Genomic DNA, 26,567 nt, shown 5'->3' on the forward strand with positions numbered 1-26,567 from the left:
GTCAGGGAACGCGGAAGGTGAAATACCATCCGGGGGCCATACCGGGCCGGTCGTCGTAGACGCAGAGATATACCTCCCGGGCCTCGCCGTTGTTGATGAACTCGGTTCTGGCCTCGTCGCACTCCTGCAGGGTCGGGAAAGCGCCCTGCCGGGCGTAGGAGGGGGGATTCGCGGCGGCGGCCGAGGCGAAAACCCCCGTGCCGGCCGCGGTTACCAGGGCCACGGCGGTCACGCGCCGGAGAACACGCATGTACATGAAATCCCTCTCTTCAGGATGTGTCAGCCTGTTCTTCCCCGTAGTGTGAAGTCGGGGCCCGCGCCTGACAACGGGTGCGAAAAAGAGATTTCCCTAATTGTTCACGACGCGCCGGACGTTGTTCACGCCGATTTACGGCCGTCCGTTTTCCGTACGGTGGGGGAAGGTTTTCCACGCGACGGGGGAGGGGCGGCGGTGAGAGGTGCGCGGGCCGGCGGCGAGGAGGGGGCGGCGGGGGTGGGAGAGACCGGCGGGTGCTCTCCGGCGGCGGTCGGCGGGTGCTCTCCAGGGGCGGGAGGCTACCCCGGGGTCTCCCCGCGGAGCTCGGCCAGCAACTCGCCCTGGCCCGCCAGCAGATCGGCCAGGATCCGGCGCGCGGCCACCATCAGCTCGGCCACGTCCGGGGTCGACAGCGCGTACACGACGGTGGCCCCGTCACGGGTCGCGTTCACGATGCCCGCGCGGCGCAGTACCGCCAGCTGCTGGGACAGGTTGGAGGCCTCGATGTCGAGCTCGACCAGGAGGTCCCGCACCGGCAGCGGGCCCCGCTGCAGCAGTTCCAGCACCCTGATGCGGACCGGATGCCCGAGGGTGCGGAAGAATTCGGCCTTGGCCTGGTACATCGGCACCGGCATGATCATGCTGCCCCGTCGGCCTTGCCGGCGCGTGCTCGTGGCTCAGCCGCGATCCCGCTCATGCCGTCCACTCTCCGTGGATCGCCGACCTGTCGCATCCAACCGAGGTACACAAGACAGTTATAATCTGGCAAATTGCATAATTGTTCAAATCGTCAGGTTTCTAGGTAGGATAAGGCGGTGTTCTGGTCCCAACACCGCCCGGCCGTCCCCGATCCCGGTCGAATCGAGGATGAGGCAGGGCGCCGCTGGGTACGGGTACCGGCGAGCACAGCCTGACCTGCCGCGCCAGGCTGGATTCGACCGGCAACGCGATGGTTACAGAAGGTCGAGCACGGCCTGTGTGAGGGAGTACAGCCAATGGGGCGGGGTCGAGCCAAGGCGAAGCAGACGAAGGTGGCGCGCGAGCTGAAGTACAGCAGCCACGGGATTGACCTTGACCGGTTGCGCGCGGAGCTCAGCGCCGCTTCCGGGACCACCACTACGGATGACCGAGCGGAGGACACCGCGGAGGAGCTGCACAACCGCTGACCTCCGCATTTCGGATCCCGGGCGTCGGCGCCCCTCGACGGTGACGCGCCCGCTCCCCGACCCTGTGACGTGTCCTCCCCTGACGTCTCACCGCCCGGTGTTACGTCGGGGACCGGCTGCCGGAGACCGGCTGCCGGTCGGGACACCGGGCGAGGAGTGGGCGCCCCGGCGAGGCGGCGCCCGTCCCGGTGGTGTCCGTTCAGGGGATCACCGGGAAGACACCTCCGATCAGCAGCGCGCCGACGGCGATCGTCAGCGCGTACGTCTCAAGCGGGACGAGGTCGCGCTCACCGGAGTGCACGCGGCTGCCCGCGAACAGGGCGAAGAAGCACCGCATCACCGTCATCCCGTTGACGCCGACGGCCCCGATCAGCGCGAGCCAGACCAGCGGGGACTCGGCGACCGAGCCGTGGATCAGCAGGTGCCCGCCCGCGAACCCGAGGGACAGTGGGAAACCGGCGGTGGCGAGCCCGCACAGCAGGAACGCCACGGCCAGGCGCGGGGTCCGGGCGAAGTTGCCACCCGGCACCACCAGCGACAGCGTGCCGCGCCGGGCCTCCAGCGCCGCCAGGACCATGGCGAAGCCCGACACGGCCAGGGCCGAGACCTGCCAGGTGAGAACGGCCCCCGACACCGCGGCCGGTGAGCCGTTGCCGAGCCCGCACGCGATCAGACCGGTCTGGCTCATCATCAGGAAGGCCAGGGCCCGTCTCGCGTCGCTCTGCACCAGCGCGAACACCGCGGCCACCACGGCGGTCAGGCCGCCGACCAGGGCGACGTCGTGCGCGAGCGACACCGGCAGCGGTGTGGCCCGCAGCCCGAGCTGGGTGAGCACGCCGACGGGCGCGGTGCCGAAGGCGACCACGATCCCCAGCGGGGACCGTTCGACGAACCGGGGATACCAGCTGTGCAGGGGGATGACCGCGAACCGGATCATGATGGCGAGCACGACGAGAACCGCTCCCGTGGTCCGCGCGCCGGCCGCCGTCAGCGCGGTGCCCGCGCCGAAGAGCAGGACACCGGGTACGTGGTAGACGGCGAACAGGCGGGCGAGCCCGTCGCCGCCTCCACCGGAACCCACGCCGGAACCCACACCGGGACCTCCACCGGCGCCTCCACCGGCGTCTTGGCGGGAGCCTTCGCGGGCGCCGCCGCGTCCGCGCAGCCCGGTCCAGACGAGCCAGGCGGACAGCGCCCACAGCACGACGGAGACCGCCCCCTGCCGGACGGCCGCGAAACCGGCCGAGATCGCCAGCAGTTGCAGTATCCGTGCGAGCGTCGCCGGTGGATGGGAGGCGAGCGGGCTCATCGCCACGATCAGCAGCCCGGCCACGCAGGTCGCGACGGTGACGAGCCGGGTGACGTCGTCGGGCAGCGTCACCACGGTCAGGCCGGCGACCTGCCTGCCGGTGACGAACGAGGCGGACCTGGTCGTCAACGGCAGCGCGATCGACAGCACCGCGGCGGCCGTCGCGCAGTACACCGCGGTACGGCGCGCGACCCGTGGATCGGCGAGGCGGCCGACGACGGTCGAGGAGACCAGGAACAGGGCCGCGACCAGCAGCGGGACCAGTGCGATCACGATCACCGCCCTCCTCTCCGCGCGCCCGGCGCCCCACCGCGGCCGGCGGTCGCCGCGACCGCCCGCTCCCCGAGATCCCCGGACGAGCCGTCACGGGGCGCGGGAACCCACCCGGCGCTCAGCCGCCGCGCCCACCGGTCGTCCAGCGAGTCGGCGCGCCGGACCAGACGCGTCAGCCCGCCGACCACGTGGTCGCGCAGCCACGCGTCGAAATACCCCCGTTCCAGTGCGTACCGGTACAGCCAGGCCTGTGTTCCCGGGGGAACCACGCGGTCCAGATGTCTTCCGGTGGGGGGCAGCGGCCTGCCCACGGCCTGCTCCAGATGGTGGTGGTCGTGGATCAGGCTCGGCGAGCGCAGGATCTGGGCGCTGCGCAACGCGGCGTGCGCGACCAGGTGCGCCAGCGCGAGATAGCGCAGACCGAGCCCGACCTCGACCAGGACCATGCCGATCTGGGTCATCGAGGCGTAGGCCAGCGCGCTCTTGATGTCGGTCTGGGCGCGTCCGACCAGGGTGGCGTGGACGGCGGTCAGCGCCCCGACGGCGATGATCGCGATCCGCACCGCTGGTGTCCCCGACCAGACGGACTCCGTGCGCAGCAGCAGGTACGGCCCCAGGCTGACGGAGATCGCGCCGTAGAAGACGGCGCTCGACGGCGTCGGCCCCTCCATGGCGCGGGGCAGCCACCCGCCGAGGGGCACCTGCGCCGCCTTGCCCATCGACGCCCACAGCAGCGCGAGGCCGATCAGCAGGGCGTCCCACGCGGCCGGGGGGACCGAGAAGCCCGCCCATCCGGTGCCGCCCTGGGCGGCGGTGACGGTGGACGAGCCGGTGGCGTGGTGCAGCCACACGACGGCGGCCAGCAGCCCCACGTCACAGGCCCGGTAGGTCAGGAACGCGCGCAGACCGTGCTCGACGGGCCTCCTGCGCTCGTGGAAGAACGCGATCAGCAACGCCGAGGTCAGGCCCGCGAGCTCCCACCCCACGAAGGTGAGTTCCAGGGCGCCCGCGAGGGCGACGAGCTCGACACCGGCGCCGAACAGGGCCAGGAGCATGTAGAACCTGAGGTAGCCCGGCTCCTTGTGCAGGTACCGCTGGGAGAAGACGCCGATGAGGCCTCCCAGCAGCGCGGTGAGGACGGCGAAGGGGAGTGAGAGGCCGTCGGCCACGAGCAGCAGGTGGAACTCCGACTCGCCGGTGCCGAACCAGGTGCCGACGGAGGCCGTGAGCATCGGCCGGCCACCGCTCATCATGGCGACGGAGAGCACGAGGGCGGAGGCCACCGAGAGCCCGAAGGCCAGCACGACGGCCGTCGAGATGGTCCACTCGACCCGTCGGCCTCCCCGCCACGCGAACACCGCCAGCAGCAGGAACGCGCAGAGGGGGAACCCGGCGACCGACAGCAGGAGGACCTGCTCGGCGGGGGTGCTCACGACACCTCCTGGATGCGCGTCGCGGGGCTCGCGGTTCCGTCACCCGTCTCGAAGGAGGCCGCCTTCGCGCGCGCGGTCTGCGACGGCGCCCTGTCCGGGAGGGCCGGCTCCGTGAGCGCGCTCGACGGCGCCGGCTCGGTGAGCGCGGTGCCGTAGGACGCCGTCCCGGGGAGTCCCGTCTCGAACGAGGCCGCCACGTGGGCGAAGCCCAGGTGTCCGCGGTTGCCCGTGTAGAACTGCGCCGAGCGGCTCACGACCGGGAAGTCGGTGCTCTCCGGGCTGTAGGGCCGGAACCCGTCCCGGTGGAAGACGTGCATCGCGTCGGAAGTGGGACTCCACGCCACGAGCTGGATCCAGCCGTTGGCCACGAGCCGCTTCAGGACCGCGTGCGCGTCCAGGATCGCGGTCAGCCGCTCGGGCTCGGCCTCGACGACCAGCAGCAGCCGTACCGGCTCGTGGATCTCGACCATCTGCCACGGCAGTCCCGTCCGCAGGTCCGAGGCGTGCCCGTCCATCACGCCGAACAGGCCGACGATGTTGTGGGGGAGCTTCGTGCCGCATCCGTAGCCCGCCGGATCCACGTAGCTGAAGTAGTACTCCAGGTTGATGCCCGCGCAGACCGGCCCCGCCGCGAGCAGCAGGTTCGTCAGCAGGTCGCCCGAGGCGTCGCCGTCCGGGTCGTAGGAGACGAGGAAGGCCCGCCGGTCGAGGAAGAGCCCACGGGTTCGTGAGCGCCGCCCGACGACGCACGCGGCGTTCGTGGCGTGCCCGTACTCGGGCCTGGGCTGCCCGAGGTCGACGGTGTGGCTTTCGACGTGGGCGAGCGCGCTGTCGAGGGGAAGGTCGACGGGCGCGGACTCGAACCGGCGGCAGCGCTCGTGCGCGGCCAGGACGCACGCCGCGGCCATGGCGTTCTTCGCCTCGGCGACCGCGGTACGGCACCACTCCGGGATCAGGTCCTCGTCGTAGTAGGTCATCGAGTCGTCGCAGGTGTTGTGGTAGGCGCCCACGAACCACGTGCTCTCCGGGACGTCCGTCCCCCGCTCGCGAAGGCCCGCGCGCACCCCGGGGTGGTTGGCCATGGCGGCGAACGCGCGCGCGTTCGGGCCGCCACGCCCGCCGCCGGTCGCGCCGCAGTCGTGCGCGGACTCGTGCGGGTTGTTGAGGCTGGACGAGCCGTGCCCGATGATCAGCACCACGGGGGACAGGCGGCGGTCGAGCCCGATCGTCCGCAGGGCGGCCGAGACCACGTCGACCATCTCCGGCACCGAGTATCCCCGCAGGAGCCCCTCCCCGTCCCCGTCTCCGGGCCCCTCGGCCGAGGCCGAGACCGGGGACGCGTCCACCGGTGCGGTGGGCGAGGCCGTGGGAGAGACGGTGGGAGAGGCGGTGGGAGAAACGGTGGACGGGAGCCGCTCGATGGCCAGCCTGGTGACGGGCGCGCCGTCGGCGCCGTGGTCCAGGCGCTGGGACCAGCGGTGGAACAGGCGGGGGAAGACGCAGCGGCCGACCAGGGTGACGACGTGGGCGAGCCCCAGGCCGAGCGTGATCGCGCTGCCTCGCGCGAGTGTCCTGCTCCCGACCGTGACACCCCGGTTCCACGTGCCCCGCCCGCGGTGCGGTACGGCCTGCCGTCCCGGCCGCGCCGCGCCCACCGGCTCCTCGACGACCAGGTGCCGGGGCGTGACGACGACCGGGCACAGCGGGCGGGCGCGCACCTCGTGGATGCCCCGGTAGGTCATCGCGACCCCGAAGAAGCCGGCGTACCCGTAGGTCTCGGCCTGCGGGAAGTGCTCCTCCAGGTGCCTGCGCAGCGACTCCTCCCGCTCGTCGATGCAGAACAGGGCCTGCATCCGGGGAACCGGCGCCTCCGTGGGGGCCACCCGCTGGTGCGCGGTGAGCGCGTCGAGCACCCCGACCCGGTGGCGGTGCTCGTAGGCGAGGTGCAGCAGGCGGCGCCGTTCGATCGCGTCGCACGCCCCGACCGCCGCGAGCCAGGCCCGAGCGTGCTCCACGTCGGCGAACACCGCGGTGTCGACCGGCATCACCTGTGCCAGGACGAACGCCTCGTACACCGTCTCCAGTCCGGGCCGCGCCCGGGTGGCCGCCGTCTCACGCGGGTCGGGGAGCCGGTCGAGGTCGGCGACCGTGGCGTGCGCGCCGAGGTAGCGGACCATCGCGTACCGCGCGGCGTACACGTCGAGGACGAGCTGTACGGCCAGGTAGTCGATCAGCCGCGCGGCGTGCGCCTCGACCGGGGCGCGGTCGGGACGGTGCTCGAACTGGCGCATCATGCCCGCCCAGCCGCGCAGCGACAGCAGGGTCGCCTGGATCACGGCGCCCCGGTCGTGCTCGGGGACGGCCAGCTCGGCCAGGGCCCAGGCGACGGTCCGCTCCGCCGTCCAGCCCTCCGCCGCCTGCCGCCTCAGCTCGGGGCCCAGGCCGCGCAGGAAGCGGTCGGGCGGGCCGCCGGCCTGGCCGTACAGCCGCCGGAAGGCGTGCAGGAAACCCTGCCCGCGCTCCGGCATCGGCCAGTAGGCGATCCCCTGGTCCAGGAACGCCGCCGACAGCCGAATCAGCAGCGGGTGGACGAGCTCGTCGGTGTCCAGGCCGGTGACGGCGAGGATCCGGTCACGTCTGCGCGGTGCCGGGGCGCCGGTGTCGCGGACGCGCGGGGCGGCCTCCTCCAGGTGCCTCCAGAGCCGCTCCAGCAGCTGGGCCTGCAGTGCCCGCGTTCCCGGTTCCGGTGTCGCGGGCCCAGTCCAGTCGCGCCTGGCCTGTCGCAGCAGCTCGGCCCGGCGCCGCGCGTCCAGGCCCGCGGTGAACCGGGTCAGCTGCTCCGTCTCGTGGAGCAGCCAGTTCAGCGCCGGGCCCTGGGGGACCTCGAACAGGTGCTGGAGCCGGATGACGTGGAACCGCCGGGACGTGGGGCCGCCCGGCACGATCGGCGGGCCGTCGGCGACCTCCGCCTCGGCCACCGCCTCGATGTCCGCGGGGAGGATCCGGCCCGATTCGAGGAAGCCCCGGAAGGCGGCCTCGCTCTGGAACGGCTCGGTGCCGAACAGGTCCGCGGCGCGCACGACGGCCTCGTCGAAGGGCAGGTGCTCGAACGCGTGCAGCGTGTTGTGGTGGACGAACGTCTGCAGCGGGGCCTGGTCGGGCAGGAACCTCGCCGCCCGCTCCACCAGGCCGGGGATGTCGTCCGACCGGTTCTCGACCGGCGGGCTCGTGGCGACGTTCAGGGGGCTCATGCTCGCCCCCTGCGCCGGGTCGCCTGCGGGTGGGCCGAGACGGGGGTGAGCCGGTCGAGTCCGCGCAGGGTGAGGGTGGCATGCCACTCCCGGGCCATCGTGGTCAGTCCGGCCTGGAAGGTGTGGTCGACCAGGGCGGCGTCCCCGACGTCGACGACGACCTCGGTGACGTCCTTCCCGGCGCCGCCCGCGTCGGCGACCGTACGCCGCAGGGGCAGCAGGGTGGTGAAGATGGCGGCGCCTGGGACGTGGATGTGCAGCACGTTCCCGGCGCGGGTGGCCTCGGCTCGGGGGCGGACGAAGGCGGGGATCGGCACCCCGCGGACCAGATGCAGGATGATCTTGAGGGCGAGACCGGCCGCGACGCCCATGAGCAGGTCGGTGGCGAGCGTGACGAGCAGGGTGGTCAGGAACAGCGCGAGCTGGTCGAGCCCGACCTCTCCGGCGTGGACGAACTCGCGGGGCGAGGCGAGCCGGGTGCCGGTGTAGACGAGCATGGCGGCCAGGACCGCCAGGGGGATGGCCTGCAGTACGCCGGGCAGGAGGGCGACGAACAGCAGCAGGAAGGCGCCGTGGAAGAAGTTGGACCACCGGGAGGTGGCGCCGGCGTCGATGTTGGCCCTGCTCCGGACGATCTCGGAGATCATCGGCAGGCCGCCGAGCAGGGCGGACACGAGGTTGCCGCCGCCGAGGGCGAGCAGGTCGCGGTTGAGGTCGGAGGAGCGCTTCTCCGGGTCCATGGAGTCGACCGCGAGCACGGTCAGGGTGGACTCGATGGTGCCGATCAGGGCGAACATCACCACGTACTTCAGCGACGTGCCCGTGAGGATCAGGGAGAAGTCGGGGAAGGCGACGGCGTCGAGCAGGGTGCCGGGAAGCCGGACGAGGAACTCGGGACCGAGGTGGTAGGTCGAGCTCATGAACCGGTAGTCGTGCGAGGTGCCCAGCTGGAACCAGAGCGCGACGGGCACGGTCACGGCGAGCACGACCAGCGGCGCGGGCACGACCCGGGCCCACCTGGCGCGGATCAGGGGCATGCCGAACATGATCAGCAGGCCGATCGCACCCAGCAGCAGGATGCGGGGGTTGGCGTTGACGACGCTGTGCGGAATCTCGGCGATCAGGCCGAGGGTCTCCTTGCTCTCGGGTTTGACACCCAGCGCGACGTGCACCTGCTTGGAGATGATGATGACCCCGATCGCGGCCAGCATGCCGTGCACCACGGAGGGGGACATGGCCACGCCGACGGTGGCCACGCGGCACAGCGCGAAGACGATCTGGATGGCCGCGGCGACGACGCCGACGGCCAGCGCCCGCCGGTAGCCGACCGCGAGATCGCCTCCGCCGAGCTCCTGGACCGCGCCCAGCGCGATCACGATCAGGCCCGCCGCGGGCCCCTTGATGGTCAGTGCCGCGCTGCCGAGCAGGCTGACCAGGACGCCACCGATGATCGCGGTGAGCACACCGGCGACCGGCGGGAATCCACTGGCCAGCGCGATTCCCAGGCAGAGCGGGAGCGCGATGAGGAAGACCAGGAAGCCGGACTTCACGTCGGCTGTCTGGAAGCCGCGCCGAGGCGCGACGGCTAAGTCGTCATGTGTCTTCAGATCTTGCCGTTCTGGGGTCATTACGGTCCTCACAAGGGCGTGGGCGGTCCACTCCGGCCGTGATCGGCCGGAGGTGGTGCGTGCGGGGAACGCCTGCTCTCAGGCGTTCGGTACGCACGGGCGGACCGCGGGCCGCACTCGTCTCCTGACTCGTCTCGCACGGTCTGGTGAGGTCGACCGTGACGGCGACGCCCCGAGGGGTGAGGTGGGATTCGCTCGCTCCGACGTCCGAAAGGTCATCCTTGACCTCTGTCGAGTCGTTCTCGAACGTGCACTGCTCGTTGTGGAGGGCCGTGGCGACCAGGATGTCGACGACCGCGATGATGGTCGCGGCGCCGTCGCTCCCATCGGCCGAGGGGACGACGGACCTGTCGCCGCCGGCCGCTCCGGTGGTGCCGGTCGTGCCCTGGGCGGCCGGAGGCCGGGAGTCGGACCGGGAGAGATGTCCCAGGTCCGGATGTAGGTGGAACGCCCCCCCGGCCGGACCGAAAAGGGACGCGTCTGAACACACCGGGGAACCGGCCCGGGCCGCGGACGGAGCGATCGCCTTGATCCACGGCGTCATCGCCATCACGATCGCCAGCGCCACCCCGACCGCACGGAGCAGGCTTTCACGCCCACGCCACGAGGAGGCCCGGGCGACGCGGGCGAACCTGGGATCGGGAGGTAGCGGTGTCACTCTGGCTCCGGGCCGCTATAAGGGGCGAGATGAAGCCTCATGATTGATCCAGAAAAGGATAAAAATGGTCAAGACCTACGAAGCGTGATTGATTACTCTCCGTCCGTGTTTTTGTGTACCGTGCCACCGGACTCTAGCTGCGACGACCTTGTCGCAACCCAATTTTGTTCCAGTCAATCTCAATATGACTTTCTGTAAACGGCGCAGGTGGCGATTGGTGGATCGTTATCGAAGCGTTACTCGTGTCGCGCATGATGGGCCCCTTTCTCGGCATGGATATAAGCATTTGCCGGGACCGTGACCTATAACGCAAATACCTAACATCATCTTCTCTATAAGACGAATGCCTAATATTTCCGTTCCATAACACAGGTACCTAACATGAGGGGATTGTCGGGTTATCGCGGCTGAAGCGGTCCCGCACGGAACCGGACCGTCGCCCCGGACGGCCTTTCCCACGATCCCGATCCGCTCCCTATCGGCCCCCGATCGGCCTCTGATCCGCCTCTGATACGCCGTACCGATCCGTTTCCGAAACGCCATATCGGTCCGCCACCCGGGACGGACATCCGGGATGGACGTCCGGGGCGAACGTCCGGGGTGGACGTCCGGAGGAGCGTCCGGGGTGGATGTCTGAGCGGACGTCTGAGAGGGACGTCGACAGGGGTGCCTGAGACGGTCGCCGCTCACGGCGAGGGTTTTCCCCGGTATCCGCCCCGAAGCGCCGCCTTCCCGCCCGCGCCTAGCGTGCCCACATCGGCGGGTGCGCTCGTGGCCCGCGAGCGGCCCACATGATCCTGTCGGCCGTCGCGGCCACCTCCTGACCGGTGCTCCTCCACGACTTCGGCCCTCCACGACTTCGGCCCTCCACGACTTCGGCCCTCCACGACTTCGGCCCTCCACGGACCTCGGCCTCCACGGACCTCGGCTCTCCGCGAGTCCGGGTTCTCCGTGAGTCCCCGTCCCCTTCGAGTCCCCCTAAGGAACAGCCATGCCGCAGACAGCACGTTTCCAGGAGCGCATCGGAACGGTCTTCCTCCCGGAGGCCGCCGTCGTCCAGCCCCCGGACCAGGTGACGGGGCCGAGGGTGGCCGTGGACGGAGATCAGGGAGATCTGGGCGGTCCGTACATCCCCACCCCCGACTGGCGGCTCTGCCACGTCAACCTGAAGCCGGGCTGCTACGCGCTCAGCTTCGTGACCACGAGAACGAAGTTCGTCATCCCCCGATACCAGGGCACGCTCCGGGTGGAACAGCTCGCCGGAGGCGGCATGCGCCTCTCCGCAGACCTGTATGTCGACTGGGGCGCGATCCGGCTGCAGGTCCCGCCCGTGATCGGGCACGACGGGCCCGTGCCGGACGACGCCGGGGCGGGCGAGGTCGCGCGGGGCGAGGTCGTGCCGGACGTCGCCGGGGACACCGGGGCGGCCATTCCGATCTACCCGCGGCGCGACTACCGGGCCTACCTGAAGGGCACGGGCATCCGGCTGCTCTCGTTCGTTCCCCGCGGCGCGCCCTGCACGTTCGACCTGGACTTCGAGCAGTTCGACTACAAGCATCCGGCCACGGGGTTCAAGGGCGGCTTCGACCCCGTTCCGACGCGGAAGATCAAATACGCCCTGCACGCCACAGGGACGCCGGACGTCTACGAGGGCAAGGTCTACGACGGGTCCACCGTGCTGGGCACCGCCTCGATCCGCTGGATCTCGCCCTTCTACCGGCGGGCCGAGGTACGGCTGAGCACCCTGGAGGGCGCGCAGCCCCCGCCCGCGGAGCTGGACGGGGAGACCTTCGCGACCACCTTCGCCAAGGCGGGATGGGACCTGACCGTCGTCGACGACGGCACCGTGCCGCTTCCCCCGGAACTCGAGGGAACCGACATCGGCGCGTGCTGGCCGGAGGAGCGGCTGCACCGGCTCATGACCTCCCTGCCGGGATACGACCCGGCCAAGCTGGACACGGTGTGGCGGGTCCACCTGCTGGCCGTCCCGGCGACGCTGGGATGCGGACGCGGCGTGATGTTCGACTCCTCCCTCGGCGCCGACCCCGACGAGGTCGCCCGCGAGGGGGCCGCGACCTTCAGCGACGACGGCTACCCGGCCGGAGACTGCCCCGACGGCCAGGGCGGCTCCCACTACGACGCGGTGGCGGACATGCTCCAGCGTCAGGTGCCGCGCGCGTTCCTCCGCTCGGCCACCCACGAGATCGGGCACGCCTTCAACCAGATCCACACCTTCTTCGAGGCGCCGATCGACAACTCGATCATGAGCCCCACCCCCAGCGTCGCCACCGCCATCGGGTTGGCGGGCAAGTTCCCCGACGAGGTCGCCCTGGCGTTCAACACCCTGGTGACCGGGCACCTCGACCACCTGCCCGACCCCGCGGTACGGCCGGGCGCCATGGACTTCTTCGGCAGCGCCGTCGCCGCCCCGCAGGCCACGGACGTGGACTGGCCGCACGACCTCGAACTGGTCGTGACACCGGCCAAGTCCCAGGTCACCCTCGGTGAGCCTCTCGCACTGACCTGGGAGCTGACCGGCCGCGGCACGCCGGCGCGGCCCGTGCCCCTGACGCTCGACGTGCCGTCCCTGACGGCCAGGGTGAGCGTCACCGATCCACGGGACGTGATCACCTTCATGCGTCCCGCCGACATCGAGTCCTGCCCGACGATCCGGCTGGAGCCGCTCCGGCCCGGCGAGTCGCGGAGCGGATCCACCACGCTGTTCTGGGGAACGGACGGCTTCGCCTTCACGACGCCCGGCTACCACCGGGTCGAGGTCATCGTGCTGTGGCGCGTCGGCGGCGTGCCGGTCGCCGTCTCAGGGACGAGCGACGTCTTCGTCGCCTATCCCACCACCGCGGGGGACAACGACGTGACCGCGCTCCTGCTCAACGCCGAGGTAGGCAAGGCCGTCGCGCTCGGCGTCCCGTACGCGGAGGCGGTACGGCGGATCGGGCTGGCACGGGAGATAGCCCCAGCCCATCCGGCGAATGAGATGATCCGCCGCCTGGGGCTGGGCGGATAGGCTCCGGGATGTGGACGGCCCGGTGACGATCCCGCTTCCCGGCCCGGCGCTGGCCGCCGCCTCGGACGGCACGACCGTCTGGTGCGCGGCGGCCGGCCTGCTGACGGCCTACGACCCCTACGGAACCCCGCTGCGTTCGGTGCCGCTGGACGCGACCGACGACCTGACGGGCCTGGCCGCCGCTCCCGGCCTGCTGGCCTGCGCCTACGGGGCGGGAACGGTCCGCTGGCTCGATCCGGTGACGGGGCAGCCGATCGGCGGCCTCCCCTTCGGGGGCTCCCTTGAGATCGTGGCCGGCGCGACCAGGGGCGGCACCGGCGGTGTGCTCTGGGTGGTCGACAGGAACTCCGACCGCGTCTGGCGCGCTTCGGAGCCCGGTGTGGTCTCCGAGCCGCTCACGCTGCCGGCACTCGACGGATACGTCCCGGACGACGAACGTCTGTGGTGGACGGCCCGCGACGACACGTTCCTGCGCGGCGGTTCCACGATCGTGGATCTCAAGACGGGCGCGTCCGCCAGGGGCGGCATGGCGGTCTGCGCGGGCTCGGTGTGGATCGGCGCGCGAGGCGCGCTGCTGCGCGTCGGGGCATGGGCGGCCGTCCCCGGCCCCCCGCTGCCCCTACCTCCACCCCCGGACCCGCCCGGCTCGCCCGTTCCGCCGCAGGCCTCGCCCGCTCCGCCGTCCGGCTCGCCCGCTTCAGTGTCCGGTTCGCCCGTTCCGCCGCCGACCTCACCCGTTCCGCCGGCCGATTCACCCGTTCCGCTGTCGGCCTCGTCGTCGGGAGAGCGGGTGGCCCTGCTCGCCTGTGTCGGCGGCGTCCTGGTCGGTTGGCCCTGGCGCGGAGGCCTGTTCGAGCTGAACGTCACCGCGGACACCGCCCCCCGCCCCCTGGCCGCCGACCCGCTCGGTCCCCTGTCCCGGCTCGTGTCCACCAACCGGACCGTGTGGGCGATGTCCGCCGACCGTGCCACCGCCCAGGTGATCCCCCTCCGTCCCCGTTGACCCCGACTAGGGGAGGCGGCGGGCCAGGTGGACCCGGGAGGCTATGCCGAGCTTGGTGAAGACGTGGCCCAGGTGGTATTCCACGGTTTTGACGCTCAGTACCAGCTCACGGGCCACCTGCCGGTTGGTCAGGCCGTCCGCCGCCAGACGGGCGACCGCGTACTCCTGGGGGGTCAGTCCCAGCGGATCGGTGTGGGTCTGGCCGGTGGTGCCCGAGCCGCAGGCGGCAAGTTCCTGCCGGCAGCGCACGAGGTAGGGGGCCGCGCCCAGCCCGTCGAAGATGTCGTGGGCGGCCTGGAGATGGCCGGCCGCCAGTCTGCGGGCGCCGCCCCGGCGCAGGAACGCGCCGTACTCCAGCCGGGTCCGCCCCTCCTCCAGCGGCTGTTCGATCCGCTTGAGCCGGATCAGGGCCGTGTCGAAGGCCGCCTCCGCCTCCGCGCGCCGGCCCTGTTCGGCGGCCAGCAGCCCGCGCAGCCGCGCCGCCGAGGCGAGCGCGGAGGCGCGGTCCCGGCGCTCGGCGAGCGTCTCGTGCTCGGTGAGGAGGGCGTGCGCCTCGTCGAGGGCGCCGGTCCTGATCAGCGCCTCGACCAGCGGCTCCCGCCAGCCGATGACGCCCGGTTCGTCGACGCCGTCGCGGTGTTCCGCGCTCCGGAGCGGGGCCAGCAGCGCCACCACGTTCGGGTGGTTGCCGCGCGCGTGCTGGATCGACGCCTGGGCCAGCGCGGCGTAGGCCACGTTGCCGGGGTCGCCCAGCTCGCGCGCCCGGCGGACGGCGGCGTCGGCGTGCGCGGCCGCGGCCTGCCAGGCGCCGCGACCGGCGAGCGGGTAGGCGGCGACGGTGTGCGCCAGGCACAGCAGCCACCGCTGGCCGGAGTCCTGGGCGAGCGAGACCGCCTGTTCCGAGCGGGCGACGGCGTCCTCCCACCGTCCGCTCCGATACTCGGCCTCCGCCAGGTAGGCCACGGCCAGCGGTCCCAGATGCACCAGGCCCGACCGTGCGGAGGCGGCGGCGCCCAGGTCACGCCGCGCGCCGTCGAGGTCGTCGGTCCACAGGCGCAGGACGCCCCGCGAGACCAGGCCGTCCAGCAACTCGGGACGGCCGTCGGGGACTCCTCCGCGCGCCCGCGCCACCAGGTCCAGGCCCCGCGCGAAGCACCCGCGGATTCCGTGGCCGAGGGCCAGCACGTCGCGAAGGCCGTACGGGCCGCCGGACGAGGAGCCGCCGGACGACGGGCTGTCGGACGAGGGGCTGTCGGATGAGGAGTCGCCGGACGACGGGCTGGGCGTGACGGCGCGCCCGGCCCACTCGACCGTCCGGGCGCCCTGCATCTGCGCCAGGCACAGCCACGCCAGCTGTTCGGCGGCGCGCCGCCCCAGCTCGGGCGTGCCCTCCCGCCACGCCTGGGCGAGCAGCGGCTCGGCGCGCTCCCGCCTGCCCGTGGCCAGGGCGATACGGCCCAGCACGTACTGGCGCAGCGGGGTGCACGCCATCGACTCCAGGGTCTCGGTCAGGCCCCTCGCCTGCGTGACGTTGCCGCCCAGCAGCTGGTACTCGACCGCGGTGCACGTCCGCCGTTCGCGGCGGGCGGTGTCGGCGGTGAGCGGTACCGCCGTGAACAGGTGGTCGGCCGCCGCGTTCCAGCGGCCGGCCTCGGCCTCCTCCTCCGCCAGGCACTCCAGCTCCCGCGCCACCTCCTCGTCGGGGCCCGCCGCGGCCGCGGCCCGGTGCCGCAGCGAGAGGGCACGGTCGGTCTCGAGTACGGCGGCGCCCGCGTGCAGCAGGGCCCGCCGCGCCGCCCCCAGCCGCTGGTAGACGGCGGCGCGGAGCAGCGGATGGGGGAAGGCGATCGTCCGTGTGGAACCGGTCACCTCCTCCAGCAGCCCGGCGCCGACGGCCTCCTCCAGCGCGGGCAGCGGTTCCCGCACCCCGGCCAGCTCCACCGCCGTCGCCAGGGAGCCGGACGGCCCGAGCACACAGGCGGCCTGCACGAGGTCACGCGCCGCCTGCCCGCACCTGTCGAGCCGGGCCTGCACGAGTGCGGTGTGGGAACGCGGCGCGGGAAGCGGCGCGCGCGTGTCCACCAGGGTCTGCGGCGCGGCCTCCTCCAGCAGCGTGCCGATGTGCAGCGGGCTGCCCTGGGTGTGGACGCGGAGTCGTTCCGCGGCCGCCGTCGACAGGCGGGGGCCGTTCCGGCGCGAGGCCAGCTCCCGGACCTCGCTCGTGGTGAGCCCCCGCAGCCTCAGGCGCAGCGTCGAGTCGTCGGCCAGCAGCCTGCGCAGGCCGTCCGGAAGCCGCGCGTCGCCGAGGTGCTCGACGACGGCGACGGCCAGCACCCGGTCGGCCCGCAGCCGCCGCAGGGCGAAGGTGAGCGCGGTCAGCGACGGCGGATCGGCCCAGTGGGCGTCGTCGACGACCAGTACCACCGTGCCCGGCCGTTCCTGCAGGCCCCCGAGGTGGTCCAGCAGGGCCGACCCCGCGACCAGCGGCCCGGCGTCGTACGCCGTCCGCGGGATCTGCGGCACGAGCTGGGCGAGCACCCCGTACTCCAGGGCGGACTCCGCGGCCTCGCCGCCGGCCCGCAGCAGGCGCACCTCCTCGCCGCCCCCGGAACGGTCCAGGAACCGTCGTGTCAGCGAGGTCTTGCCGATTCCCGGCGGTCCGTCGACGACGACGATCCGGGGACGGTCCCGGCGCGCGTGCTCCAGCGCGGCCCCCAGCAGGGCCAGCTCGTGCCTGCGGCCGACGAACGCTGTCATCGATCCCTCCCTCTGTGCCGCGACCACCTCTCGGTAGCTGGAGCGGGAAGGAGGGACTTTGATACACCTCGGCGCTCAGAGGGTTATCCACTCGGTCGCGATCATGGATGTGGCCAGGTGGCAGCGGAGGCTGAAGGCGCCCGCGATCGCGTGGTCGCCGCCGAAACGGCCGAACCGGTCGGCGGTGAGCGTCGCGGGGCTGCCGCCGCGGATCTCGATCCTGGCCGGTTGCGGAGGCAGCAACTGGCCCACGATCCGTCCCGCCGTCCCGCCGGGCTCGCCGGGCTCACCGACGGAGATCTCCAGCTCGACGACCACCCCGCCGCCCTGGAAGGTCAGCAGTCGTGGCCGCCCGGGCCCGCGCACCCGGACCGGGTGGCTCAGGGAGTCGAAGGTCAGCGCCGCGAGCTCGTCATCCAGCGCGCGCAGCGCGAAGGCGTCGATCGCCGCCTGTACGGCGGCCGGCGCGGGCGCGTCGAAGACCGCGGCCGCCCGCCGCAGCTCGTGCTCCAGCTCGTCGTCGGTCACCGGATGCCCCGATCGGCCAGGAGCACACGCAGCCGTCCCAGGCAGCGCTGCCGGATCGGGCCGATGCTTCCCACCGCCATGCCCAGGGCGGCGGACACCTCCGCGTAACTGGGCGGCGGCGAGGCGAGCAGGATCCGCAGCAGTCGCTGGCAGTTGTCCCCGAGCTGCTGGAAGGCGTGCCACAGCTGGCGCAGGCGGGCGTTGTCCCCGGCCGCCTCCTCCGCCGCGATCACCGACTCCTCGGGGGTCGGTTCGTCGCTGAGCAGGTCGAACACCTGCGGATTGTCGCTGATCGACAGGGCGCGGTCGGTCCTGAGCACCTTCAGGCACTCGTGCCGGGCGGTGGTGGCCAGCCACGACCCCACCTTGTCCGGCTCGCGGATCTGCCGGAGGCTCTGCGCGAGCCGGAACCAGGCCGTCTGGTACACCTCCGCCCCGTCGGCGTCGGACAGCCGGTATGACCGCACCACGGACCACACCAGCGGGCTCAACCCCTCCACGAGTCCCTTCCAGGCCGCGGCGTCCCCGTCGGCCGCGGCTCGGAAGAGGGCGCCGATCGAAGCGCGCTCCATGCGGGAGTTCCTTTTCGGTAGAAGGCCGGCAGAAGGTCTGTGTCGATGAGGAACGTACGGGCCACCGGTGGTGGCGGATCAGGTCACGGGACGGTTCTGACCGGGGTGGGCGTCCACGTCCCGGGGATGAGCGCCCGGACGGTCCGGCCGCGCACCGCGGCGGAGGAGGCCTTCCCGAGCAGGTCGCGCGCGGCCACCCGCGGCTCCGTGACACGGAGCTCCCTCATCCGGTTGGCGATCATCGCGACCACCAGCGGCGTGGCGAACGACGTGCCGCTCCACATGGCCAGCCCGTCGAACCGCACGCGGTCGGGGGAGGCGGAGGTGAACCGGCGGTGCGCGCTGCGCTCTCCCACGTGCTTCGGGAAACGGCAGGTGCACTCGTAGGCCGAGCCGTAGCGGCAGCGGCTGAAGGTGGAGTGCTGGTAGTCGTACACCTCGGGGGAGCCGTCCGGCGCGGTGAAGGCACTGACCAGACGTTCTCCGGGGGCGTAGACGTCGACCCACGGTCCGTGGTTGGTGAAGCAGGCGCCGGCCGCGCCGTCGGTCCGCAGCGCGCCCACGGAGACGACGGCGTCGCCGTACTCCTTGGTCCCGGCGTAGGCGGCGGGCCAGAACTTCCCGGTGTCGCCGTTGTTGCCCGCGGCGGCGACCAGCAGCGTCCGCGCCGCCCCGAGCCTGTCCATGAAGCGTTCCAGGGACAGCAGCGCCCGGGCCTTGGTGGTCGGGGTTCCGGCCGACAGGCTGATGATGTCCGGCCAGCCGCCCTCCATCTCGCCCATCGCGTGCATCAGCCGGATGCCGAACTCGTGCTCGGTGACCGCACCGGCGCGGGACAGCGCGTTGAGCACCGTGACCTCGGCGTGCGGGGCGACCGCGCCGATCAGGCCCGCGATGAAGGTGCCGTGCCCGACGTACTGCCTGAGCACCCCCTCGCGGTCGAGCGGCCGCTTCTCCACCCCGTCGGGGTTCGGCGCGGGGCGCACGCCCTTCATCCACCCGTACGACTCGTAGCCCTCGACCAGCCCCGTGTCGATCACCAGCACGCGCACCGGCCGCTCACGCGAGGTGTCGTCCCGCGAGCGCGGGGCCTTCCACGCGAGGGTGAGGCTCTCGTCGTCCGAGGGGTTCGACGGCGCCGGGTTCGGCGGGGACGGCGCGGGCACCGGCACGGGCTCGTCCCCGGGACAGCAGTTCACCGCGATGGAGACGACGTGGTTGCGCGTCGCGATCCGCCGTCTCTCCCGGCGCTCCACCTCGCCGACCGCCCGCAGCGCGTCGGTCACGTTCCGGTCGGAGCGGCGGCCGTCGCTCCGGGGATCCCCGACGCGGATCCGGCTCACCCCGGTCACGTGCTCCTCGGACGGCACCCTCCTGACCTGTTCCGCTCTCTCGGAGTCCGGTTCGAAGGCCCTCCTCACCACCTCGACGACCATGTCGGCGTCGGCGTCCCTGGCCAGGATGTGGCCCTTCTCGTAGAGGTAGCGGGGGGCGCGGCCGGGGCCCGCGGCAAGGGGGATCTCCTCCATCTCCTCCTGTATCTGGTCGAACTGCTCTTGAAATCTGTAAGGTCTCATGACACGGTCCTTGTCAGAGTGATGTGGTCACTTAGCAGGAGTCGGTCGGGAGCGGGCTGATACACCCCCGGGGCGTCGGCGGTGCCGGTTGTGACGGCGTCCGCGAGGTCGTCGGTGCCTGTGCTGGTGCCTGTGCTGACGGCGGAGTCGGCGGCGGTTTCCATGGCGGTGTCGGTGGCATGGACGCGGTGCACCCTCACGTCTAACATCGATCCGTGACGCCGGGAAGGTCACAGATCCGGGGCTTTGACGGAGATCCTCTGGATCTGCTGCCCTTGGTCTTCGCGCGGCCGAAGGAGGCCCTGGCCGGGGCGCACGCCCTGCTGGCGGCCGGGCCCGCGCCGTACGACGCCTCCGTGGCCCACCAGGTGATCGGCATCTGGCAGCGTGACTTCGGTGACCTCACCGTCGCCGTCGGCCACCTGCGACGCGCCCGCGCCCTGGCCGCGCGCTCGGGCTCGCACAACCGCGAGGCGGACGTGCTGGCGACCCTGGGCGCCGCGCTCATCCACGCGGGCCGTACCCGCCAGGGAATGGGCGCCTTCCAGCGGGCCGTCGCCCGCGGCGACGGCCTCACCGCCGCCCGCGTGCTCTACCGGCGCGGCTACGTCCGCTGGGTTCTGGGCGACCACCGCGAGGCGCTGGCCGACCTGCGCCAGGCCATCCCCGTCCTGCGCCGCTCGCACGACACGATCTGGACCGCCCGCGCGCTCACGCTGCGCGCGACCGTGCACCTGGCCCTGGGGTCGGCCGACCAGGCCGAGGCGGACTTCCTCGCCGCCGAACTGCTGTGGGCCGGCACCGACCAGGACCACGACAAGGCCGACGCCGTGGAGAACCGGGGGCTGGCCGCCTTCCGCGCGGGCGATCTGCCCGCGGCGCTGCGGCACTTCGACGAGGCCGCCAGGCTGTACGCGAAGCTGGGCACGCCGATGTTCGTCCTGAACATCCGGCGCTGCGCCGCCCTGCTCGCCGCGGGGCTGGCCACGGAGGCACTGGAGGAGGCCGACGCCGCCGCGAACCTGCTCGCCCGCAGCGGCGGGCAGAGCACCCGGGGCGCCGAACTCCTGCTCACCGCGGCGCGGGCGGCCGTCGCGGCGGGCGACCCGCGTACGGCGATGGCCAGGGCCACGCTCGCCGCCCGGCAGTTCTCCCGCCAGCACCGTGACTGGTGGCACGCCCACGCCCGGCTGGTCCTGCTGCAGGCGCGCTTCGCCTCCGGACAGGTCTCCGGGCGGCTGGTCGGCGACGCCGCCGCCGTGGCCGCCCGGCTGGCCCGGCTGGGGTCCCCCGAGGCGGTGCAGGCCGAGCTGCTGGCGGGCCGTACGGCCCTCGCCCTCGGCCGGGCGCACGACGCGGCACGCCACCTCGCGGTCGCGGCCAAGGGCAGGAACCGCGGCCCCGCGTTCGCCCGCGCCGACGGATGGGTGGCCCACGCGCTGTGCGCGGAGGCCGCCGGGCGCACCCACGCCGTGCTGGGAGCCTGCCGGCGCGGGCTGGAGCTGCTGGACGAGCACCGCATGACGATGGGCGCCTCGGAGCTGCGGGCCAGGGCCGCCGCGCAGGGGGCGGAACTGGCCCTGCTCGCCCAGAGGGTGGCCCTCGGCCGGGGCGACGCGCGCGGGCTGCTGCGGTGGAGCGAGCGCTGGCGGGCCACCGCCCTGACGGTCCCGCCCACCCGGCCGCCGGACGACCCGGAGCTTCTGCGGCACGTGACGGCCTTCCGCGAGATCGCCGCCCGGGTCGAGGAGGCCAGGGGCGAGGGGATCCCCGTGCCCTCGCTGGAGCGCGAGCTGCGCAGACTGGAACGGGACATCCGCGCCCACACCCTGCGCGCCCGCAGCCAGGGAGGCAGGGCCGGGCACCACCTCGACGTCGGCGCCCTCCTCGACTGCCTCGACGGTTCCGGCGACGGGCGGCTGGTCGAGATCGTCGCCGTCGACGGCACGCTGCACGTCCTGCTGTGCGGCAGGGGCCGCGTGCGCAGGTTCACCGCGGGCCGCTTCGCCGACGCGGCGCTGGAGGCCGACCACGCCCGCGCCGGGCTGCGGCGCGTGGCCTACCGCAGGCCGGGCGACTGGCTGCCCCTGCTGGAGGTCACCGGGCGGCGCATGGAGGAGGCCCTGCTCGGCCCCGCAGTACGGCATCTGGGCGACGGACCCGTCGTGGTGGTCCCGCCGGGGCGCCTGCACGGCGTGCCCTGGGCGCTGCTGCCCTCGCTGCGGGAGCGCGTGCTCAGCGTGTCGCCGTCGGCGACCGCCTGGTTGCGCGCCCGGCGGCTGCGGCCACCGGCCGAGCACGTCGTCCTCGTCCGCGGCCCCGGCCTGGCGACGGGCGGCGCCGAGGTTCCGAAGCTCGCCGCGCGGTACGGCACGGCGACGGTGCTGCGCGACGGCACCGCCACGGCGGCGGACGTCCTGGCGGCCATCGACGGCAGCGGGCTCACCCACATCGCCGCCCACGGCACCTTCCGCGCGGACAGCCCCATGTTCTCCTCGCTGCGGATGGACGACGGCCCGCTCACCGTGCACGACTTCGAACGCCTCGACAAGGCGCCGTACCGGATGGTCCTGTCCAGTTGCGACTCCGGCAGGCTCCAGCCCGTCGGGGCCGACGAACTGCTCGGGCTGGCCACGGCCCTGCTGCCGCTGGGGACGGCGGGCATCGTGGCCAGCGGCCTTCCGGTCGACGACGAGGCCGTGATCCCGCTGATGCTCTCCCTGCACGACGGGCTGCGCCGCGGCCTGAGCCTGGCCGAGGCGCTGCGCGACGCGCGGGGCCGCGTGCCGCGCGACGCGCTCCACCAGGCCACCGGATGGTCCTTCTCCGCCGTCGGCGCCGGCTGACCCCGGCGGGTGGTCGTAGGCCTGGGTCGGTTCCGGCGGGTGGCCGTCGGCGTGGGTGACCCCGGCCGACGGCGTGGAGCCGCCCGGGATTCCCCCGAGGCCGTCACCGAGGTGCGGCGCACCGGCTCCGGCCTAGCGTGCTTGTTGCCCGGTTCCATCGCACGCGCAAAGGAGGCAGTCATGGCCGCTGGAGATTTCCAGTCCTTCCCGGCCGGTTTCACGCTGGACGGCGCCATCGAGGCGACCGTCGTCGACCCGGGAGGCAACCCGACCGACATCGTCCGCAGGGGCGACGCCTGGAAGATCGACGCCAAGTGGCGGCTCACCGGGGCCCTCGTGGAGATGATCTGCGGGACCTGGCAGCTCAGGGTCGTCGCCGACCCGCTGGGGCCCGGCAGCCCCGTCGTCGTCGCCCGCCCCGACGTTCCCCTCACCCCGGCCACGGGCACCTACGGTGACCTGATCGACCTGCAGAACCAGCTGACGCCCGCGACCTACCAGCTCATCGTCGAGCTCGGCTACACCACGGGGGCGGGCAACCCCGGCACCCTCGCGGGCCTGGTCAAGCTGGGAGAGATCAAGGTCACCCCGTGACCGGCCGGGCCCGGCTCCGTGCCCGCCGCCCTCCGCCCCCGGGCGCGGCCGACGCCGCTCCCGGACACCCTCGGGCGTGGCCGGCGCGGTACGGTGCCGGGCCCCGCGGCACCTCCGCGACACGGGGGCCGGTTCCGCGGACCCGGGGGCCCGTGGAACCGGCGGCGCAGGACATGTCCGTACGGCTCAGGCGGGGCCGGGCGCCCGGTACGGCTCAGGGGCGGCCGGGCGTCCTGTACTGCTCGGGGGCGTCCTGTACTGCTCAGGAGGGGAAGGCGACGGCTTTGCCGATCAGGTCGGCGTAGCCGTCCTCCAGGTCCTCGGGGAGCTTGTCCACGGGGAAGAAACGAAGGGCGCTGTGCTCCTCGCTGACCCGTAGTGAGGCGCAGCCGTCGACCGTGGCGCGCAACGCCACGATGAGCACCTTCCCCGACTTCGCGATGCTCAGGATCTCCGCGCCGACGACGGGACCGACGACCACGTCAAGACCGCTCTCCTCGTGGACCTCGCGCCTGACGACCTCGGCCAGGGTGTGGTCCTCCCTGTCCGGCCACCCGCCGGGGAGTTCCCACTTGTCCCGAGGATTCCGGCAGAGCAGTACACCGTCGTCCACCAGTACCACGGCTTTGATCGATGCGTGCATGAAGTACCAGCCGGTCTCGGCGTCTATCACGGGACGGTCCTTCCGACGGCGATGAAGTGGATCTTCCACATCATCACCGTCATCGCCGCGGAACGCCACCTCCCGGGCAAGCGGGCAAGCGGTCGGGCGAGCGGGCGGTCGGACCCAACAAATCCTCAACATGTCCTCAACGCCTCCCCGCCTACGGTCTCCGTGTCACTCCACTCCCGGCAGGGAGAGCCGAACAACTGCCGAGCGCCGCGGCGGCATACGGCTCGGCCTCGCTCCCGGGCCCGGACCCGGTCCCGCCCTCGGATGAGAGAAGCCGGTCAGGGGTGCCCGGTCCTGGCGAGCACGCCGAGGGCCTTCTCCCGTCCCGGGCCGTCGCCCGCGCCGTCGAAGACGGCCAGTGCCTCCCGGGCGAGCCGGGAGGCGCGTTCGGCCGCCCCCTCGGCGAGGTCGGCTTCGGCGAGGGCGACCAGTGCCCGGGCGTTGAGCAGCCGGTCGCCGAGCCGTACGGAGATGCCTCTCGCCTTCTGGGCGAGGGTCCGGGCCTCGGGGACCAGGTGCTGCGACAGCCGTACCGCGGCGAGGTCGAGGAGCGCGTCGGCGTGCCTGTGCCGGTCGCCGAGAGAGGACAGGATCGAGATCGCCTTCTCCAGCTCGTCCGCCGCCTCGTCCGGCCGGCCCGCCCGGTGCAGCACCGTGCCGAGGGCGTGGCGCGCGTCGGCGGCGCCGGACGGGTCGGCGCGCTCGTCGAACTCGGCGAGGCACGCGGTGAGGTTGCGTTCGGCGTCCGCCGGCCTGCCCTGCTCCAGGAGCACCTGGCCGAGCCTTCGCCTGGTGTGGGCGACGTCCCTGGCCGATCTCGCGCGTATGAACATGCCGAGCGCGAGCCGCAGCCGTTCGTGGGCGTCGTCCCAGCGCAGCTCCGCCCGGTGCAGGTCGCCCAGGTCGCGCAGGACGAGCGCCTCGGCACGCCCGTCCCCCGTACGGCGTGCCGCCTCCAGGGCGAGCTCGCCGACGTGCCGCCAGGAGTCGAGGAAGCGGTGGCGTTCCATGAACGGCGTGAGCAGGTGGGCCAGCCGCCAGGCGGCGTCCCACAGCCCGGCCCTGTGCAGGTCCTCGACCAGGGCGGTCAGGAACACACGCTCGGCCAGCAGCCAGTTCACCGACTCGCGGATGTCGGTGGTCGCGAAGGCCGGCCGGTCGACGCGCACGCCGGACGCCCGGCCGGACACAAGGGGGAACCGGGAGGCGCGGACCCTCGTCATGACGACGCTCGCCAGCCCGGTGAGGGTCTGGTGAACGGCGTCCGCGCCGCTCTGCGCGACCAGCTGCTCCCGGGCGTACAGGCGGGTCATGTCGTGCGTGCGGTAGCGGACCTGTCCGGCGGCGTCGATGCTGTGCGTCTCCAGAAGGCCCGCGTCCACCAGTGTCTCCGCCTCGTCGCCGAACAGCGCGGAGACCCAGTGGGCGAAGTCGGGCGCCGAGAGCGCCCCGAGCGCGCGCAGCATGCGCTTGGCCTTGTCCGGCAGTTCGTCGTAGCCGATCGAGTAAACGCTGCGCACGGTCTGGTCTCCCGAGTGCAGCAGGTCGAGCCGCCGGTGCTCGTCGTCGAGGAGGGTCGCCAGGTGCTCGACCGTCCAGGCCGGGCGTGCCGCCAGCCGGGCTCCGGCGATGCGCAGCGCGATGGGCAGGCCGCCGCACGCGCGCCCGAGCCGGCGGGTCGCCTCGGGCTCCGCGGACGCCCGGTGCGGGCCTATCAGCTGCACGAGAAGGGCCACCGCCTCGTCGTCGTCCAGGACGTCCACCGGCAGCCGCACCGCGTCGGTGAGCCCGCCGAGCGAGGAACGGCTGGTGACGATCGTCGGGCACGAGATGAGCAGGGGCCGCACCTGGCTCTCCTGCCAGGCGTTGTCCAGCAGCAGGAGCATCCTCCGGCCGGCCGTGTAGGCACGGAACAGCTTCTCCCGCTGCTGGAGGGTGGCGGGCATCGCCTGGACGGGGCAGCCGAGCCAGCGTAGGAGATCCTCCAGTACCGCGGCGGCGCTCACCGGCCGGCCCTGGTCGCCGCGCAGGTCGGCGTAGAAGACGCCGTCGGGAAAGCGTTCGCGCATGCGCCACGCGGCGTGTACGGCGAGCGCCGACTTGCCCGCCCCCGCCTGCCCGTGGACGACGACGTGGGCCGGGGCTCCCGCGTCGGCCATCAGCGGCTCCAGCCGCGACAGCAGGGTCTGCCTGCCGGTGAAGTGGGCCACGTCGTGGGGGAGGAGCACGGGCGGCCCGGCCGTGATGTGCAGCGAGGCGTCGTCGTGCAGCATGCGGTGGTACAGCAGCTGCAGATCGGGGTCGGGTTCGATCGCGTGCCCGTCGTCCATCGCCCGGCGCAGGCTGTCGTAGGCCTCCAGCGCCTCCACGCGCCGTCCGCTGCGGTAGAGGGCGAGCATGTGCTGTCCGTGGAAACGCTGCCACAGCGGATGCAGCCTGACGAGCCGCCGGAGGTCGGCCACCAGCTCGCGATGGCGACCGGCCTTCAGATCGAGGTCGATGCGCCGTTCGACGGCGAGCAGCCGGAACTCCTCCAGCTCTTCGCGCATGGCCGACGTCTCCGCCCATCGGTGCCCGTCGGGGTCGACGTCCTCCAGCACCGGCCCCCGCCACAGCTCCAGCGCCTCGCCGAGCAGGGAGCGGGCGTGTTCGTCCCGTCCGTCGCGCGCGGCGGTCAGCCCCTCCTCGACCAGCCGCCGGAACCGGTGGACGTCGATCAGGTCGTCGTCGACCGCCAGGGTGTAGGTGCCGGCGACCGTCGTGATGACGTCCTTGCCGATCAGCTGCCTGAGCCGGCCGACATAGCCGCGCACCAGCGAGTCGGACCTCTCGGCGTCCCCGTGCGGCCACAGCAGGTGATGCAGCCGGGCCAGCGGCATCGGACGGCGCGGATTGAGCACGAAGAGCGCCAGAAGATCGCGATGCTTGGCGGCCGTCGGGGTGCAGTCACGCGCCCCGTCGCCGACCCGAAGCGCCCCCATGATCCGAAAATCCATGACAGTCTCCCGGTGACACGGT

At 72.8% G+C, this 26,567-nt stretch carries 17 protein-coding genes; 5 read left to right on the plus strand and 12 right to left on the minus strand.

What is annotated here, in order from left to right; translation table 11 throughout:
- Window position 1: 1 nt before the first annotated feature.
- Together AB0N02_RS41735 and AB0N02_RS41740 are read right to left on the minus strand one after the other, a co-directional pair.
- Window positions 2-250 (minus strand): hypothetical protein, encoded by a 249-nt coding sequence (locus AB0N02_RS41735; protein ID WP_363959162.1) that lies wholly within the window; start codon window positions 248-250, stop codon window positions 2-4.
- Window positions 251-555: 305 nt separating this feature from the next.
- On the minus strand, window positions 556-891 hold the full coding sequence (locus tag AB0N02_RS41740) for a metalloregulator ArsR/SmtB family transcription factor (RefSeq protein WP_363959165.1): 336 nt from the start codon (window positions 889-891) through the stop codon (window positions 556-558).
- Between the two features lie 360 nt (window positions 892-1,251).
- On the opposite strand from AB0N02_RS41740, the gene AB0N02_RS41745 reads away from it, so the two are divergent.
- Window positions 1,252-1,422, plus strand: a complete 171-nt coding sequence (locus AB0N02_RS41745) for a DUF3073 domain-containing protein (RefSeq protein ID WP_363959168.1) — start codon at window positions 1,252-1,254, stop codon at window positions 1,420-1,422.
- A 199-nt stretch (window positions 1,423-1,621) separates the two neighbouring features.
- Here the strand turns inward: AB0N02_RS41745 and AB0N02_RS41750 are convergent, their stop codons facing one another.
- The 4 genes from AB0N02_RS41750 to AB0N02_RS41765 are packed head-to-tail and all read right to left on the minus strand — an operon-like array spanning window position 1,622 to window position 9,238.
- Window positions 1,622-3,010: a proton-conducting transporter membrane subunit gene (locus AB0N02_RS41750; RefSeq protein WP_363959171.1), complete on the minus strand. Its 1,389-nt coding sequence runs from the start codon at window positions 3,008-3,010 to the stop codon at window positions 1,622-1,624.
- Window positions 3,007-4,437, minus strand: coding sequence for a proton-conducting transporter membrane subunit (locus AB0N02_RS41755; RefSeq protein WP_363959174.1), 1,431 nt, complete (start codon window positions 4,435-4,437; stop codon window positions 3,007-3,009). Before AB0N02_RS41755 ends, AB0N02_RS41750 begins: the two co-directional genes overlap by 4 nt.
- A complete protein-coding gene (locus tag AB0N02_RS41760; RefSeq protein ID WP_363959177.1) occupies window positions 4,434-7,688 on the minus strand; it encodes a DUF2309 domain-containing protein in 3,255 nt (1,084 codons plus the stop codon). The genes AB0N02_RS41755 and AB0N02_RS41760 overlap by 4 nt, the downstream gene beginning before the upstream one ends.
- On the minus strand, window positions 7,685-9,238 hold the full coding sequence (locus tag AB0N02_RS41765) for a SulP family inorganic anion transporter (protein WP_363959180.1): 1,554 nt from the start codon (window positions 9,236-9,238) through the stop codon (window positions 7,685-7,687). The genes AB0N02_RS41760 and AB0N02_RS41765 overlap by 4 nt, the downstream gene beginning before the upstream one ends.
- Before the next feature lie 1,727 nt (window positions 9,239-10,965).
- Between AB0N02_RS41765 and AB0N02_RS41770 the strand changes: the two genes are divergently transcribed.
- A complete protein-coding gene (locus AB0N02_RS41770) occupies window positions 10,966-12,999 on the plus strand; it encodes a hypothetical protein (protein ID WP_363959182.1) in 2,034 nt (677 codons plus the stop codon).
- A gap of 10 nt (window positions 13,000-13,009) precedes the next feature.
- Complete coding sequence (locus tag AB0N02_RS41775) at window positions 13,010-14,002, plus strand: hypothetical protein (RefSeq protein ID WP_363959185.1); 993 nt, start codon at window positions 13,010-13,012, stop codon at window positions 14,000-14,002.
- A gap of 6 nt (window positions 14,003-14,008) precedes the next feature.
- Here AB0N02_RS41775 and AB0N02_RS41780 read toward each other — a convergent pair whose 3' ends face one another.
- From AB0N02_RS41780 to AB0N02_RS41795, 4 genes are all read right to left on the minus strand, one after another.
- Window positions 14,009-16,759, minus strand: a complete 2,751-nt coding sequence (locus tag AB0N02_RS41780; RefSeq protein WP_363959188.1) for an AAA family ATPase — start codon at window positions 16,757-16,759, stop codon at window positions 14,009-14,011.
- Between the two features lie 75 nt (window positions 16,760-16,834).
- Entirely contained in the window at window positions 16,835-17,287 is a 453-nt protein-coding gene (locus AB0N02_RS41785; protein ID WP_363959191.1) for a hypothetical protein, read from the minus strand.
- Window positions 17,284-17,859, minus strand: a complete 576-nt coding sequence (locus tag AB0N02_RS41790) for a sigma-70 family RNA polymerase sigma factor (RefSeq protein ID WP_363959194.1) — start codon at window positions 17,857-17,859, stop codon at window positions 17,284-17,286. Before AB0N02_RS41790 ends, AB0N02_RS41785 begins: the two co-directional genes overlap by 4 nt.
- 83 nt (window positions 17,860-17,942) lie before the next feature.
- Window positions 17,943-19,436 carry a S8/S53 family peptidase gene (locus tag AB0N02_RS41795; RefSeq protein ID WP_363959197.1) on the minus strand — a complete coding sequence of 498 codons (1,494 nt, stop codon included), beginning with the start codon at window positions 19,434-19,436 and terminating at the stop codon, window positions 17,943-17,945.
- A 215-nt stretch (window positions 19,437-19,651) separates the two neighbouring features.
- Between AB0N02_RS41795 and AB0N02_RS41800 the strand changes: the two genes are divergently transcribed.
- On the plus strand, window positions 19,652-22,282 hold the full coding sequence (locus AB0N02_RS41800) for a CHAT domain-containing protein (RefSeq protein WP_363959200.1): 2,631 nt from the start codon (window positions 19,652-19,654) through the stop codon (window positions 22,280-22,282).
- Between the two features lie 180 nt (window positions 22,283-22,462).
- The gene (locus AB0N02_RS41805) at window positions 22,463-22,876 is read left to right on the plus strand and encodes a hypothetical protein (protein WP_363959203.1); all 414 of its coding nucleotides are present in this window, start codon (window positions 22,463-22,465) and stop codon (window positions 22,874-22,876) included.
- 262 nt (window positions 22,877-23,138) lie between these two features.
- Here AB0N02_RS41805 and AB0N02_RS41810 read toward each other — a convergent pair whose 3' ends face one another.
- On the minus strand, window positions 23,139-23,549 hold the full coding sequence (locus tag AB0N02_RS41810) for an NUDIX hydrolase (RefSeq protein WP_363959206.1): 411 nt from the start codon (window positions 23,547-23,549) through the stop codon (window positions 23,139-23,141).
- A gap of 278 nt (window positions 23,550-23,827) precedes the next feature.
- Window positions 23,828-26,545 carry a BTAD domain-containing putative transcriptional regulator gene (locus AB0N02_RS41815; protein ID WP_363959209.1) on the minus strand — a complete coding sequence of 906 codons (2,718 nt, stop codon included), beginning with the start codon at window positions 26,543-26,545 and terminating at the stop codon, window positions 23,828-23,830.
- Window positions 26,546-26,567: the final 22 nt, after the last annotated feature.

The organism is Streptosporangium sp. NPDC051022 (genome assembly GCF_040683035.1).
Taxonomy (GTDB): domain Bacteria; phylum Actinomycetota; class Actinomycetes; order Streptosporangiales; family Streptosporangiaceae; genus Streptosporangium.